Origin of the sequence: Streptomyces sp. NPDC091682, assembly GCF_044756625.1 — a bacterium.
In the GTDB taxonomy this organism is placed as follows: Bacteria; Actinomycetota; Actinomycetes; order Streptomycetales; family Streptomycetaceae; genus Streptomyces.
The window spans coordinates 1-14,780 of record NZ_JBIVTH010000007.1; the positions used below are offsets into that span (position 1 = coordinate 1).

At 74.0% G+C, this 14,780-nt stretch carries 11 protein-coding genes; 6 read left to right on the plus strand and 5 right to left on the minus strand.

All coding sequences use genetic code 11. The features are described 5' to 3' along the window. Positions 1 to 248: 248 nt before the first annotated feature. The 5 genes from ACIQK6_RS17400 to ACIQK6_RS17420 form a co-directional block, all read right to left on the minus strand. The gene (locus ACIQK6_RS17400) at positions 249 to 1,544 is read right to left on the minus strand and encodes a hypothetical protein (protein ID WP_329101874.1); all 1,296 of its coding nucleotides are present in this window, start codon (positions 1,542 to 1,544) and stop codon (positions 249 to 251) included. A gap of 223 nt (positions 1,545 to 1,767) precedes the next feature. Then, positions 1,768 to 2,985: a S8 family serine peptidase gene (locus tag ACIQK6_RS17405; RefSeq protein ID WP_329101876.1), complete on the minus strand. Its 1,218-nt coding sequence runs from the start codon at positions 2,983 to 2,985 to the stop codon at positions 1,768 to 1,770. Between the two features lie 210 nt (positions 2,986 to 3,195). After that, on the minus strand, positions 3,196 to 4,866 hold the full coding sequence (locus tag ACIQK6_RS17410; RefSeq protein ID WP_329101878.1) for a serine/threonine-protein kinase: 1,671 nt from the start codon (positions 4,864 to 4,866) through the stop codon (positions 3,196 to 3,198). Between the two features lie 187 nt (positions 4,867 to 5,053). After that, positions 5,054 to 5,536: a GNAT family N-acetyltransferase gene (locus ACIQK6_RS17415; RefSeq protein WP_329101880.1), complete on the minus strand. Its 483-nt coding sequence runs from the start codon at positions 5,534 to 5,536 to the stop codon at positions 5,054 to 5,056. 279 nt (positions 5,537 to 5,815) lie between these two features. After that, positions 5,816 to 6,337: a hypothetical protein gene (locus ACIQK6_RS17420; RefSeq protein ID WP_329101881.1), complete on the minus strand. Its 522-nt coding sequence runs from the start codon at positions 6,335 to 6,337 to the stop codon at positions 5,816 to 5,818. 190 nt (positions 6,338 to 6,527) lie between these two features. Between ACIQK6_RS17420 and ACIQK6_RS17425 the strand changes: the two genes are divergently transcribed. The 6 genes from ACIQK6_RS17425 to ACIQK6_RS17450 all read left to right on the plus strand — a co-directional run bounded on the left by ACIQK6_RS17425 (position 6,528) and on the right by ACIQK6_RS17450 (position 14,731). After that, a complete protein-coding gene (locus ACIQK6_RS17425) occupies positions 6,528 to 6,992 on the plus strand; it encodes a phospholipase (protein ID WP_402695031.1) in 465 nt (154 codons plus the stop codon). Between the two features lie 276 nt (positions 6,993 to 7,268). Then, positions 7,269 to 7,733 (plus strand): hypothetical protein, encoded by a 465-nt coding sequence (locus ACIQK6_RS17430; RefSeq protein ID WP_402695032.1) that lies wholly within the window; start codon positions 7,269 to 7,271, stop codon positions 7,731 to 7,733. Beyond that, the gene (pstC, locus tag ACIQK6_RS17435) at positions 7,730 to 8,761 is read left to right on the plus strand and encodes a phosphate ABC transporter permease subunit PstC (protein ID WP_402695033.1); all 1,032 of its coding nucleotides are present in this window, start codon (positions 7,730 to 7,732) and stop codon (positions 8,759 to 8,761) included. Before ACIQK6_RS17430 ends, pstC begins: the two co-directional genes overlap by 4 nt. Then, positions 8,758 to 10,188 carry a phosphate ABC transporter permease PstA gene (gene pstA / locus ACIQK6_RS17440; RefSeq protein ID WP_329101889.1) on the plus strand — a complete coding sequence of 477 codons (1,431 nt, stop codon included), beginning with the start codon at positions 8,758 to 8,760 and terminating at the stop codon, positions 10,186 to 10,188. The genes pstC and pstA overlap by 4 nt, the downstream gene beginning before the upstream one ends. Before the next feature lie 71 nt (positions 10,189 to 10,259). Beyond that, the gene (locus ACIQK6_RS17445; protein ID WP_402695034.1) at positions 10,260 to 12,014 is read left to right on the plus strand and encodes a phosphate ABC transporter substrate-binding protein PstS; all 1,755 of its coding nucleotides are present in this window, start codon (positions 10,260 to 10,262) and stop codon (positions 12,012 to 12,014) included. Next, positions 12,014 to 14,731: a hypothetical protein gene (locus ACIQK6_RS17450; RefSeq protein ID WP_329101893.1), complete on the plus strand. Its 2,718-nt coding sequence runs from the start codon at positions 12,014 to 12,016 to the stop codon at positions 14,729 to 14,731. Before ACIQK6_RS17445 ends, ACIQK6_RS17450 begins: the two co-directional genes overlap by 1 nt. The last annotated feature ends 49 nt before the right edge of the window (positions 14,732 to 14,780 follow it).

Below are 14,780 nucleotides of genomic sequence, written 5' to 3' on the forward strand. Positions count from 1 at the left end.
GCCGGCGGGGCTGGGTGGTGTGGGGCGGTGCGGGGTTGCTGCGCGGTGCTTGGCTGTGGCTGGTCGGGGGTGTTGGGGCTTGGCCCCGTCTCCTGGGCCGCAAGCGCCCGCGGGGCGGGGGGGTGTGGGGGGGGGGGCCCCCCGCGGGGGGGGGGGGGGGGGGGCGGCGGGGGGGGGGGGCCGCGGGGGGGGGGGGGGGGCGGCCCCCCCCCCCCCCCCCACCACCCTGGGCCGTGCGTCCGGACGGATCAGCTGATCGAGAAGGTCACGACCGTCTGGTAGGTGTCCGCGAACATGAAGGGCGGGAGCTGGATCATCCCGGCGCCGCCGACGGCGAACTCACCGCCGGTCAGCTCGTCCCCGCCGGCGGCCTGGGAGGCCACCTTCATCGGGACGTCGGAGATCGCGCCGGGGGTGCCCGTGGTGCAGGTGCTCGGGCTGTCCGGGTTGGTCACGGTGCAGGACGGCTGGATGCCGATCTGCGCCTTCGCCATCGAGTGGCCGGTGGCCTGGTTCAGGAACGGCGTACGCGTCGCCGTCACGTCCCAGCCGAGCGAACCGCCGCGGAAGTCCTGGACGGTCGCGGCGTTGAAGACGCCGACCACCGACTGGGCCTTTCCGTTGATGGTGACCGCGCCGAAACTGACGGCCGGCTGGCCGTCCTTCGGGCCGAGGGCCAGCGGGCCGGGCAGGACCTCGACGTCGACCGGGTTCTTCACACCGGCCTGCTCCTCCAGGAACACGAAGGCCTTGTACGGGGTGATCGAACCGTCGATCCTGATCGCGTCGGCCTTCTTGGTGACCGTGATGTTGCAGGTGGCCGCACCGGACGCGTCGGCGGTGCCCGCACCGGTGTCACCGGTCACCGCGCCCGCGAGCAGGGCGGAGCAGGTGACGGCGCCCGCCGGGAAGTTGGCGCCGGTCACGGCGACGGCGGTGCCCGCCGGGCCGCTGTTGGGCGTCAGCTTCGTGGTGATCGGGTCCTTGGGCAGGGCCTCGACCGCGACCGAGCCGAGCGAGGCGCTCGGGCGCGGCGCCGGGGTGCAGGTGGTGGTGAAGACCGAACCGGAAAGGTCCGCGTCGGTCACCGCCAGGTCGAGGGCGACCTGGACCGTGGTGCCCTCGCTGCCGTCCGGAATCTTGATCGTTCCCGAGAACGCCTTGGGGTCGAGCGGCTGTCCGGCGATGACCGAGACGGTCTCCGGCGGGCTGGTGACCACCTGGGTGGTGGAGCCGACCTTGAGGGTGATCTTGGAGGTGTTCACCGTGGTGACGGAGAACCCGGGGATCAGCGGGCTCGCGCCCGGGTCGATCGTGATCGGAACGACGTCACCGGCCTTGGCGCCGTCGGGCAGGGTGACCGTCCAGTTCTGGTTGCCCGAACCGTCGGGCTGCGGCGCCGGGGCGTCGCAGTTCTCGAAGACGGCCGTGGTCTTGGTCGCGGCCTGCGCGGAGCCCGCCAGACCCACCACCGTGCCCGTCAGGGCCAGGGACAGGGCGGCCGCCCCGGCCAGCACTCTTCGTCGATGCGTTCTCGTACTCACTGGGTCGCGACTCCTTCGTCATGACGAACCCCTCCCCCCACCCGCTGTGTGGGGGAGGCCGAGCCGGTGCGGTGGCCGATATTGACGCGTCACCGTGATGAGAAGTCAATGACTTGCTTTGCCGCGAAGCACACAGAAATTGATGGCCCATCAGAGTAGGTCTGATGGACCATCGAATACCGACCGGTCGGGGTGAGCGGGGGCGGGACTTTGACGACAGGGCCTAGCGCCGGGTGGGCGTGTGGAGCAGCAGGTTCGGGGTGCCGGCAGGGAGCCCGGTGATCCGGTCGGGCACGGCGCTGAGCAGCAGTTCCGCGGCCACCTGCGCCGGGGTCCGCGCCGTGCCGCGCGCCAGGATCAGCGCGGCGACCCCGGCCGCGTGCGGGGCGGCCATCGAGGTGCCGGAGGCGCGGGCCGTGGCGGTGGTGGAGTCCTTCCATGCCGAGGTGATGCCCACGCCCGGAGCCCAGAGGTCCACGCAGGGGCCGTGGTTGGAGAAGCGCGCCCGCCGGTCCTCGGCGTCGGTCGCGCCGACCGTGATGGCCTGGGGGACGGAGGCCGGCGATCCGCCGCAGGCGTCCTTGCCGTCGTTCCCGGCGGCCGCGGTGACGGTGATCCCCGAGGCCACGGCCCGGACCACGGCCGTTTCGAGGGCTTTGCTGCGGCTGCCGCCGATGCTCATGTTGGCCACGGCCGGGGTGGCGGGCGCCTTGGCGGCGTCCTTCACCACCCAGTCGAGACCCTTGAGGAGCGCCGACAGGCTCGCGGAACCACGGCAGTCGGCCACCTTCACCCCGACGAGCGAGACCCCCTTGGCCACCCCGTACGTCTCCCCGCCCACGGTCGCCGCGACGTGCGTGCCGTGACCGCTGCAGTCGCGGGAACCGCCGAGGAACAGCGCGTTGTAGCCGGTGCGGGCGCGACCGCCGAACTCCCGGTGGCTGGTGTTGATGCCGCTGTCGATGACGTAGACGGTGACGCCCTCGGCCCTGCTCGGGTACGTGTACGAGCCGTCGAGCGGGAGTTCGCGTTGGTCGATGCGGTCCAGGGCCCAGGGCGCGGGAGCCTGCGGACCCGGCTGCGGTGCGGGTGCGGCGACGGCGTCCGGGGTGTCGGTGGTGTGGAACTCCGCGTCCGGCTCCACCGAGGCCACCCGCGGATCGGCGGCCAGGGCGGCGGCCCGGGCGGGCGTGGTGCGGACGGCGAAGCCGTTCAAGGCGGCCTCGTAGACGGGTCCGACCTCGTCGCCGGCGTGCACGGCCTCGGCGGCCAGGGCGCGGGTCGGGGCGCGGGAGGTGGTGTCCTTGAGGACGACGACGTAGGGGGCGCTGCCGGAACGGGGAGCCGGCGGGGCGCCCGTGACGGGGTTGGTGGCCGTCGCGGCCGTGGTGGCCGCCGCGAGGAGGGCGGCGGCGGGGAGGAGCGCGGCGAATGCGGTCATGCGGCCGATGCTCGGCGAACGGCGGCGCGGGCGCGCGGAGGGTGCGCGGAGGGTGCGCCGGGTGGGCGTAGGACACGCCGCCGTGCGGGTGGACCCGGGCCGGGTGCGGAGCGGCGCCGGTCCGGCTCGCACCGGGACGGCGTCGATCCGGGCCCGGTAAGCCCTGTGTCCGCACCGGGCCCGCGCGGGCGAGCGCGGGCGAGCGCTCCGTCAGGCCGCGCGCCAGACCGTCATGTCGGCGTGCAGGGAGCTCGGCAGGTCCCCCAACCACGGAGTCGACTTGAGGGTGAGCACGAGCAGCGCGATGTCCCCCGACGGGTGCTTGATGCAGAACTCGCTGCCGGCTGCCGCCTGTCCCAAGCTTTGGGTTCTCTTGGCCCCCTTCTCGAGGGCGGTCCGGCAGGTGTCGAGGGAGCCGTTCGGTCCGCCCGACAGGAGGGTGATCGCACTGGTGTCGCTCTCCAGCGTGCAGCCCACCTGCTCGCAGTTGAGGCGCAGGTCCCCGGCGCGAGTGGCACGCGCGACCGGCTCTTTGATGGCGATCGAGTTCTCCTCGTCCAGCCTCAACGAGGGGTAGGGGATGGCCTTCGGGGGACCGCTCGCCGACGGACTCGGACTCGGACTCGACCCCGGACTCGAGCTCGACCTCGGAGCGGATTCGGCGGCCGGGCGGTTCGGGTAGCCGCTCGCCGATCGGGTCCCGCCCGCCGGTGTGCCCTTGGCCGTCGGGGACTTCGCCCGGTCGCGCAGGTTGTCGGCCGTCTGGTCGATGACCGCCCACAGCCCGCCCAGCAGCACTGTGGCGGCCGCCACCGACGCGGCGGTGACCAGCGCGTTGCGCCGCCGGCGCCGCCGGCGTTCCTCCGGCCCTTCCGGAGCCGCCGGCTGCGGAGGCTGCCACACCTGGTGCAGCGTGTGCGGCGCAACGGGCGCCGGTGCCCCTGCCGACCCGGATACGGGCTCGGGTACGGGCTCGGGAACGGGCTCCGGGACCGTGAGCTCCGGTCCGGTCACCTCGCGCCAGAGCGCGGGGCCGCCGTCCGCGTCGGCGTCCTCGCCCAGCTGCATCCGGCACCACGCCACGATCTCGGCGGGGGTGGCCCGTTCCTGCGGGTCGGTGGCCATGCACCGGGCGATCAGTGGACGCAGCTCCTCCGGCAGCCGGGACAGGTCGGGCGCGGAATGCACGATCCGGTACAGCACGGTCGCGGACGGGCCGGAGCCGTAGAGCGGCTCACCCAGTGCGGCGAACGCCGCCGTCTGGCCCAGTGCGAAGACGTCGGCCGCTGCCGTGACCTCACCCGCCGACGCCTGCTCGGGGGACATGTACTGGGGCGTGCCGATGGTGGCGCCCGTGGCGGTGTGCGCGGTGGTGTCGGACGCCAGCGAAATGCCGAAGTCGATGACGCGGGGCCCGTCAGCGGCGAGGAGCACGTTCGACGGCTTCAAGTCGCGGTGCACGATGCCCGCGCCGTGGATGGCCTGCAGGGCCTCGGCCACACCCGCCAGCAGCCACAGCACGGCGGGCACGGGCAGCGGTCCGCGGCGGGCCACGGCCTGCGACAGCGAGGGCCCGGGCACGTAGAGGGTGGCCAGCCAGGGCGGCATCCCGTCCGCGTCGGCGTCGATCAGTTCGGCGGTGTACGCGCCCCGGACCCGCCGGGCGGCCTCCACCTCGCGGCGGAACCGCCGCAGGAAGGCCGGGTCCTCGGCCAGTTCCGGGCGCACGACCTTGATCGCCACCGGTCGCCCGCCCTGGGTGTGCGACAGGTAGACCCGGCCCATGCCACCCGCGCCGAGCCGGGCCGCGATGCGGTACCCCGCCACTGTGGTCGGATCGTCCGCCCGCAGTGGTTCGAACACCTCGGTCGCGCTGTTCATCGGCCTCCCCCGGTCCCCTGGTCCACCGATGGGTCGACCAGCGAACACCCTAAGCGCCGTGCAGCGGCCGGAGGTTGCCGGGGAGGCGGTGCGAGGGGCAGCTGGGCGGAGCGGCTGCGCGGGGCGGCTGCGCGGGGCGGCTGCGCGGGGCGGCTGCGCGGGGCCGCGAGCGGACGGGGTGCTTCGACTACGGGGCGAGGGGCCAGCCGCGCATCGAGAAGACGCCCTCGTCGCGGGCGCCGGCAGCTTCGTAGGTGGCCAGGGCGGCCTCGTTGTCGGTGTCTACCCCCACCCACATGCCGTAGCAGCCGCGCGCCTTCGCCTCCTCGGCGAGGGCCAGGGTCAGGTCCCGTCCGATGCCGCGACGGCGGTACCCCTCGTCCACGGAGAGCTCGTACAGGCACATCTCGGTGCCCTTGTCGGGGTGGCTCATCTCGATGCCGGAGACCATTCCGGCGGGCACGCCGTCGACGTAGGCGATGAGCATCAGGTGTCCCGGGGCGGCGAGGAAGCGCTCGGACCACTCCTCGCGGGCAGGCCCGTCGAAGAGGGACTCGGCGGCTACGAGCTCGGCGGGGGTGAGGGCCCGGCGGATGTCCATGGCGGTCACGATAGTGCGCGCATGATGGATGGTCAGCCGATGCGCGGCACGGCGTGGCGGCCGCCGCACCCCCTGCCGCGGGACAGCCCTTGGCGGGCGTCCTGCCGATCATGTCGGGCTCGCGGGTCTGGCACCGCGCCTCATCCCCCAGACTCCGTGCCGGGCCCCCAGCCCCGGGTTGTCCTCGGTCGGCGACGCTCCGCTGCGCCTCGTGCCTGCCGCCGGGCCGGCCTGACCTGCCCGCCGGTCCTGACCTCCCGGGCCTCCCGGGCCTGCCGGTCGCGCAGAGTGGGTCAGCCGTGGGCCAGTCGCGGGCCAGTCGCGGGTCAGCCGTCGGTCAGCCGTGGGTCAGCCGTGGGTCCGGGGCTTGGAGGCGGCTCCGTCCCGGGGCCCCATGGAGCCCGGGGACGGGGTGCCGTCCGTCCAGGCGTAGACCCGCTTGCCGCGCACCGCGACCTGGTATTGGTGGGGACCCCGACACTCGGACCGCACACCCTCCCGCAGGCTGCCCGGCCACCACCTGGCGTGCAGGTCCGGAGTGCCCACCGGCTTCGGTGTGCCAGTGCTGCACTCGGGGCCGTTCAGCGGGGTCGCGCCGAGGGTGAACCGGATCAGCCGCGCCTCGCCGCCCGTACGCACCCGTATGCGGACGTCGGTGGCGTCCTTGGGTATCCAGGACGGCAAGGCGAACGGCGCCTTCTCGCGCCTGGGAGCATCGGCGGCGCTCGCGAAGCGCTTGCCCTTCTCCTTGTACACCTTGCTATCGATCGTGTCGGTCACGGGGTTGGGCGGCAGATTGGGCAGCGCGAAGGCGGCGGTGGCGAGGACTCCCACGGTGGCTGCGGCGACGACGAGCGGGCGGCGGTTCATGCTTCCAGTGTCGACGGGCGGCCCCCGCCGCGCGTCCCTCCGCAGGACGAACTGGGACTGCGCCGCAGGTCCCATACGGACTCATACCTGGGAGGGTGTCGGGTCCGGTTGCGTCGACGCGCAGTAACCGCGGCGGGCCCGCGGGAGTTGGCCGGAGGTGATCCGTCCGACCCGGCCCCGAGGAACCCCCATGCGCCGTCGCCGCCTCGCCCCAGCCCTCGCCACCGCCGCCGTCACCGTGGTGCTCGCCCTCGCCCCGGCTGCCTGGTCCGCACCGCAGGTTCCGGCCGACAAGCCGCAGGTGCTGAGCCGCTGGACGCAGCCCAGCGCCGCCAGCTACCAGGAATGGGCCGAGGCCCGCGAGCACCGGGCGGCCTGGGCCGCGTACGCCTTCGACTGGTCGACGGACCACTGCACCTCGTCCCCCGACAACCTCTTCGGCTTCCCCTTCTCGGACGCCTGCGCACGCCACGACTTCGGTTACCGCAACCACCGCACGGCAGGGCTGTTTTCGGCCGCCAAGGCACGGCTGGATCTGGCGTTCCACGCGGACATGAAGCGGGTCTGCGCGCAGTACTCGGGCCCCCGCAGGAAGTCGTGCGACGGCACCGCCTGGACCTACTACCAAGCGGTGCGCCTCCTCGGTATCTCCTAGGGATCACAGGGCGCACACACGCCCCCGCCTCTCGTTCACACGTTCTCCGTTTCTGCTTCACCGATCCGTGTGCCGAACGGCCCTACGCCCCGTGGATTGTCATGCCCGCGGCCATGGGTGGACGGCCGGTTTCAGGCCACGCACGGCTTGTGGGGGGAAGGGGGCGGACCAGTGTCTCGGCCACGTTTTCTGTTCGTGTCGTGGGTGGACGTCGCACGACGTCAGCGGCCCGGGCGCGCTACGGACCAGGGGGGTGCCGGCGGCTGTCCCGAGGCGGTGACCTGGCGTCTGGTCGGCGCCAACAACCACGAACTCGGCCGCAGTCCGCACATGCACAGCAGCCTCACGGCCTGCTGCTCCGCCGTGCAACGGCTGCGCACGGAGGCGGCCCGGGTCAGCCCGCTCGTGGTGATGTCCCCCGGGACCGGCAGCGGCACCCCCGGGACCGGCAGCACCGGTACCGCTTCGGCGGCGGCCACCGCGGCCACCGCGACCACCGCCGGGGGCGGCGCCGGCGCCTGGACCTGGCAGCTCACCCTCGACGAGCACTGCGTGGCCGTGGCCGTCCGCACCTTCCGCCGCCAGCGCGAATGCCGCCACAGCCTCCAGCTCTTCCTGTCCGCCGTCACCGAGGCGCAGGTCGCCTCCGGCGTCACCTACACCCGGCGGCTGCGCGGCCTGCGCCTGCCCGGCGCCGGTGACGCGCCGGGGCTGGCCGTCCGCGGGGGAGGCCTGCTGTGACCACCGCGACCACCACCACCGTCGTCGGCCCGCCCGAGCCCGCCGACCGGGCCGACGCACCCCGCCCCCTCGCCAAGGGCGGCGACCCGGCCGACCGGATCTTCCGCGGCTCCGCCCGCGGCGCCGGCGCCACGGTCCTCCTGATCATGACCCTGGTCGGCGTCTTCCTCGGCGGCCGCGCCCTGGAAGCCCTGACCGACGCCGGCCCGGCCTTCCTCGCCACCTCCGCGTGGGAGCCGGACTCCCACCACTTCGGCATCGCGACCGTTCTCACCGGCACCGTCCTCATCGGCGCCGTCGCCATCGTCTTCGCCGTGCCGCTCGCCGCGGGCACCGCCCTCTACATCACCGAGTACGCGCCGCGCCGCCTCAAGCAGACCCTGATCAGCCTGGTCGACCTGATGGCCGCGGTGCCCAGCGTGGTCTACGGCCTGTGGGGGCTGTTCCTCTTCCAGCCGAGCGTCGTGGGGCTGTCCCGCTGGCTCACGACCTACTTCGGTTGGTTCCCGCTCTTCGCCGTCGACGGGGACGGCCCGCGCGACCCGCTCAGCCCGAACACCTTCTACACCTCCTCCACCTTCATCGCCGGCATGGTCGTCGCCCTGATGGTCACGCCGATCGCCTGCTCGGTGATGCGCGAGGCCTTCGCCCAGGCCCCGCCGGGCGAACGCGAGGGCGCCTTCGCCCTCGGCGCCACCCAGTGGGGTGTCATCCGCTCCGTCGTGCTGCCCTTCGGCCGGGGCGGGATCATCGGCGGCACCATGCTCGGCCTCGGCCGCGCACTGGGGGAGACCATCGCCGTCTACCTGATCATCTCCCCGGTCTTCGAGGTGCAGTGGCACCTCCTCCAGAACGGCGCCAACTCCGTGTCCGCCCTCATCGCCCTGCGCTACGGATCCGCCAGCGAGTTCGGGATGTCCGCCCTGATGGCCGCCGGCCTCGCCCTCTTCCTCATGACCCTCGTCGTCAACTTCATCGCGTCCTCCGTCGTCGCCCGCAGTCGGTCCGGAGCGGGGGCCGAGGCATGACCGTCACCACGCACCCGACCGCCGCGGCCACCGCCGACGCGCCGCGCAGCACCGTCCGTCCCGAAGTCGTCCCCGACGGCCCCGGCGCACCCGTCGAACAGCGCCGCAACACCTCCTCCCTGCACGTCCGCGACGTCCTCGCGCTGCTCGGGGCCGCGGCCGCCGCACTCGGTCTGACCTCGCTCCTCTTCGGGCGGGTCCTGCCCTTCGACGCGCCGCTCGGCTTCACCGTCGTCCTCTACCTCGCCTTCATGGCGCTGTACGCGGTCCTCGTCTCCCTCGACGAGAACGGCTCGGCCGTCCGGGCCCGGCTCGCCCAGGTGTTCGTCCACAGCATCGCCGCCCTGCTGCTGGCGGCCCTCCTGCTCGTCGTCGGCTACGCCATCGTGCGCGGCCGGGAGGCACTGGCCCACCTCAGCTTCTTCACCGAGGACATGTCCGGCACCGGCCCGCTGGACCCCCTCACCCAGGGCGGGGCCCTGCACGCCATCGTCGGCACCCTGGAACAGATCGGCATCGCCCTCGCGATCACCGTGCCGCTGGGTCTCGCCTGTGCCGTCTTCCTCAACGAAGTCCCCGGCCGCTACGCGCGGTTCGTCCGCACCATCGTCGAAGCCATGACCGCGCTGCCCTCGATCGTGGCCGGCCTCTTCGTCTACGCCACCTGGATCCTGATCCTCGGCCACGACAAGTCCGGCCTAGCCGCCGCCCTCGCCCTGTCCGTCATGATGCTGCCGATCGTCATCCGGGCCTCCGACGTGGTGATCCGGCTCGTGCCCGGCTCGCTCAAGGAAGCCTCCTACGCCCTCGGCGCCGGCCAGTGGCGCACCGTCTGGACGGTGGTGCTGCCCACCGCCCGCTCCGGGCTGACCACCGCCGTGATCCTGGGCACCGCCCGCGGCATCGGCGAGACCTCCCCGGTGCTGCTCACCTCGGGCATCGCGGCCGGCCTGAACGCCAACCCCGTCGAGGGGCCGCAGATGTCGCTGCCGCTCGCCACCTTCAGCCTCGTCGGCTACCCGGACAAGACCATGATCGCCCGCGGGTTCGGCTGCGCCGCCCTGCTGATGGCCCTGGTGCTACTGCTGTTCGTGCTCGCCCGCGTCATCGGCGGCCGGGCTCCCGGCCAGCTCAGCCGCGGCCAGCAGCACCGCCGGGTCCTCGCCTCGGTGCGCGACGCGGAGCGCATGGCGGCCAGGGCCGACCAGCGCGAGCAGGACCTGACCCCGGAGCCGCCCGGGCCGGGGGAGCCGTGCGAGCCGTGCGAGCCGCCCGGTTCCGGGGAGCCGGAGGGGTTCGGGGAGCCGCCCGGGTCCCATGGGCTGAAGGGGGTGGACATCGGCGGGCCGGGAGGGCCGGCTCCGGGAGGTTCCGCTCCGCCCGCGCAGCCCGGCGAGCGGCGGACCGAGCCCCCGCCCCGGGCGTAGCCGTGCCCGCGCTCCGCGCGTCCCGCCGCACCACGCTCCGTACGAACCGTCACCGATCAGGAGAGTTCCCGATGCCCGGACGACCCCCGGCCCACCACGGACGCGCCCCCTCCGGCGTCCTCGTCCGCGCGCTCGCCCTGCTCCTCGCCGCGGTCGCCGTCGCCCTGCCCGGCGCGGCGCCCGCCGTCGCCGAGAGCTACGTACCGGTGTCCGGCGCCGGTTCCACCTGGAGCCAGAACGCCCTCGACCAGTGGCGCGCCAACGTCAAGCAGTACGGCATGACGGTCAACTACAGCGGCACGGGATCGTCCGACGGCCGCAACCAGTTCCGCAACGGCACGGTCGACTTCGCCGTCTCCGAGATCCCCTACGGCATCAAGGACTCCGGTGTCGTGGACCCGGCGCCCTCGCGGAAGTTCGGCTACATGCCCATCGTCGCGGGCGGCACGGCCTTCATGTACAACCTCAAGATCGGCAACCGTCGGGTCACCAACCTGCGCCTCTCCGGCGAGGTCGTCGCCAAGATCTTCACCGGTGCCATCACCACTTGGAACGACGCTGCCATCAAAGCCGACAACCCGGCCCTCGCCGCCTCGCTGCCCGCCCGCCGGATCGTCCCCGTCGTCCGCTCCGACGGCTCGGGCACCACGGCCCAGCTGACCAACTGGCTGGCCCAGCGCCACGGCGGCCTGTGGGACGCCTACTGCGCCAAGGCCGGCCGCTCCACGCCCTGCGGGCAGACATCCAACTTCCCGGTCGTCGCCGGCCGCGGCTTCGTCGGCCAGTCCGGTTCCAACGGCGTCTCCGGCTACGTCGCCCAGGACGGCAACGTCGGCACCATCACCTACGTCGAGTACTCCTACGCGGTCGCCACCACCGGCTTCCCGGTCGCCAAGATCCTCAACGGGTCGGGCTACTACACCGAGCCCACGGCCCAGAACGTCGCCGTCTCGCTCACCAAGGCCAGGATCGGGGCCGACCTCACCCAGGACCTGTCCCAGGTCTACGACGAGAGCAGCGACCACCGCAACTACCCGCTGTCCAGCTACAGCTACATGATCATCCCGACCGCGCAGGAAGCGAACTTCAACCCGCAGAAGGGCAAGGCGCTCGGCGCCTTCGCCTACTACTTCCTCTGCGAGGGCCAGCGCTCGGTCGACCGGCTCGGCTACTCGCCGCTGCCGATCAACCTCGTGCAGGCGGGACTGGAACAGGTCCGCCGCATCCCCGGCGTCACCGCCACCAACATCGACATCAAGAACTGCAAGAACCCGACCTTCTCCGCCGACGGCACCAACACCCTCGCCACCACCGCGCCCCAGCCCGCCGAATGCGACAAGAAGGGCGCCACCCAGTGCGAGGTCGGCACCGGCGGCAACAAGACCCCCACCCAGACGGGCAGCGCCTCGGGCGGAGCCGGCTCAGGCTCCGGCTCCGGTGGCGCCGCGACCGGCGCTAGCGGCGGCGGTACGGGCTCGGGCGCGTCCGGCGGAGGCGCCGCCACCGGCGGCTCCGCCACGGGCGGGGGCGGGGCCGACGGCGGGGCCGGCGCCACCGGAGGCTCGGGCGCCGCCGGCTCCGGCTCCGGCGGCGCGGAGGGAGGCGCCGACGGCGGAGCGGGCGCCGTCGACCCGGAGACGGGCCGGCCCCTCGCGGCCGGGGCGGGCGACCTGTTCGGCATCCCCGTCACCACCGCCACCGGCATCGGCGGGCTGCTCCAGACCGCACTGATGGTCCTGGGGGCGCTGATCCTGCTCACCCTCACCGTGGGGCCCCCGCTGCTCACCCGGCAGCTGGCCCGGCGACGCGCAGGAGGCGGTTCCTGATGCGCGGTTCCTTGATGCGCGGACTCCACAAGCTCCGGCCACTCCGCGCGCCCCGGCTGCTCGGCATACCCCGGCCGCTCCGGCCGGTCCGCATGCCCCCGCGGCTCCGTCTCGCGCTGGGCGCGCTCTGCCTCGCCCTGCTCCCCGTCGTGGCCGCCACCGGCCCCCTCGGCCCCTTCGGCCCCGGCGCGCCGCACGCGTACGCCGCCAACGGTCCGGCCGCCGACGGATCCGAGGCGACGGTCACCGGCTCCGGCGACTTCGCCACCCTCAAGGTGACCGTCAGCCAGACCCGCAACCTCGTCGACCAGGTCGTCAAGGTGTCCTGGACCGGCGGGGCGCCGACCGTCTCGGACACCGCCTACGCCGCCAACTACCTCCAGATCATGCAGTGCTGGGGCGACGCCGCGACCGGACCCACCACCGACCAGTGCCAGTTCGGCGGTTCCTCGGCGCTGGGCGCGGGCGCCGGGAACCAGGCCGCCGGCGCCTACACCAACAGCCGCCAGCTCAACTACGGCGACCGCCTCAAGGACGCCGAGAACCAGCCGCTGCCGCCGCCCACCCCGAGCGGGATCTCCTTCGCGCCCTTCCGCACCGTTGCCGACGACCCGGTCAGCCCGGGCAACTGGAACGAGTTCTTCGACGTCAACAGCACCAACGAGGTCCCCTACGCCCGCACCAACGCCCGCGGCACCGGCGAGGTCTGGTTCGAGACCCAGACCGCCATCGAGGCCCCCGGCCTCGGTTGCGGCGCCGCCGTCCGCGATCCGCAGGGCGCCACCACCGGCCGCGGCTGCTGGCTGGTGGTCGTTCCGCGCGGCACCGCCGAGATCGACGGAACCCCGTACACCGGCCAGTCCGGCGGCCAGCTCCAGTCCTCCCCGCTCAGCCCGGCGAACTGGAAGCACCGCCTCGTCGTCCCCCTCGGCTTCGAACCGCTCGGCAGCTTCTGCCCGATCGGTGCCGAGGAGCGCGGCACGCTCGGCAGCGAGATGGCCGCCGAGGCCGTCACCCGCTGGCAACCGGCCCTGTGCCAGACCGGCGGCAAGGCCATCTACGGCTACGCCCAGGTCCCGGACGAGACGGCCCGCGTCAAACTCCTCTCCGGCGCCCCGGGCCTGGTCTTCCTCGGCCGGCCCGCCGCCGCGGCCGCCCCCGGGTCCGACACCCGCAAACCCGTCTACGCGCCCGTCGCCCTCTCCGGCATCACCATCGGCTACTTCATCGAGAGCCAGGCCGGCTTCGGCGCCCCCGACGAGGTCAAGGCCCGCAACGGGACCCGCCTCGGATCCCTGCGCCTGACCCCGCGGCTCGTCGCGAAGCTGCTGACCGAGTCGTACAAGGACGGCAATTCGCGCTTCGCCGAGAGCACCGCGAAGAACCCCGAGAACCTGGGCCGCGACCCGGAGTTCATCCGCCACAACCCCGACTACACCGGCCTCGACTTCGGCGGCAAGCTCGGCGACGCCCTCGTACCGCAGCCGCTCTCCGACACCACCCGCCAGCTGTGGGAGTGGGTGGCACAGGACGCGGCGGCCCGGGAGTTCCTGACCGGGGTCCCCGACAACGCGGGCACCTACGGGGACCGCGCGTACGCGGGCATGGCCGTCAACCCGCACTACAAGGACCTGGCGCTGCCGGTCGACAGCTTCCCCAAGAGCGACCCCTACTGCCAGCCCTTCGACGACCGGCCCTCCTTCCCGCTCTGCATCCAGGACAAGCACCCGTACGCCAGCGACATGCACGCGGCCGCCCGCGCCGCGAGCCGCGGCGACACCCTCGCCCGTACCTCCTGGGACGCGACCGCCACGCCCCCCGCCTACAAGAAGGACCCGCCGCAGCCGGCCGGAGCCCGCGCCGTGCTCGCCGTCACCGACACCGCCACCGCCGACCGGTACGGCCTCGTGCGCGCCGAACTCCTCAACGCGGCGGGCCGGTTCGTGGCACCGGAGCCGGCGGGCCTCATCGCTGCGGCGGGCGCCCGCAAGGCCGGTCCGGACGGTGCGAACGGCGTCGGTTCCCCCGACCCGGCGGCCAAGGACCCGGCGGCCTACCCGCTCACCGTCCTCACCTACGCGGCGACCGTGCCCGCCGACCTCACCGTGGCGGAGGGCAAGGACTACGGCAGCCTCCTCGCCTACGCGGCCGACCGGGGCCAGACCCCGGGCGTGGCCGCCGGAACCCTGCCGCACGGCTACGCCCCGCTGCCCGAGGCCCTGCGGGCACAGACCCGCGAGGCCGCGCGCAAGGTCACGGCCGAGGCGGGCAAGAAGCCGGCTCCCGGCGGATCGGCGGGCACCGAGACGGGCGGAGCCAGCGGCTCCGGCGGTACGTCGGCCACCGCGGGCGGTTCCGTCGGCGGCGCGGCAGCCGCCCCGGGCTCCGGCGGGTCCACCACCACCGGCGGCTCCGCCCCCGCCCCCGCATCCGCCGCGGGCGGCGCGGCTCCGGCCGCTGCCGCTCCGGCCGCACCCGGCACACCTGGCGCATCCGCCGCACCCGCCGCCACCGCGGGCCGGGCGTCCGCCGCGCGGGCCACCGGTGACACCCCGCGCTGGGCGGTCGGAGCCATCCGGCACGTGCTGCTGGTCTGTCTGGTCGTGGGTGCGCTCGCGGCCTTCGCGGGCCCGCTGCTGCCGCGCTTGTGGCCCCGTCTCCTGCCCCACCTGCGCGCGCTGCGCGCGGGCGCCGCCCACCGCGACGAAGGGAGGTGATACCCGGCCACGACCGTCTGATTCGTCCGCGCCAACGGAACTTCACCCA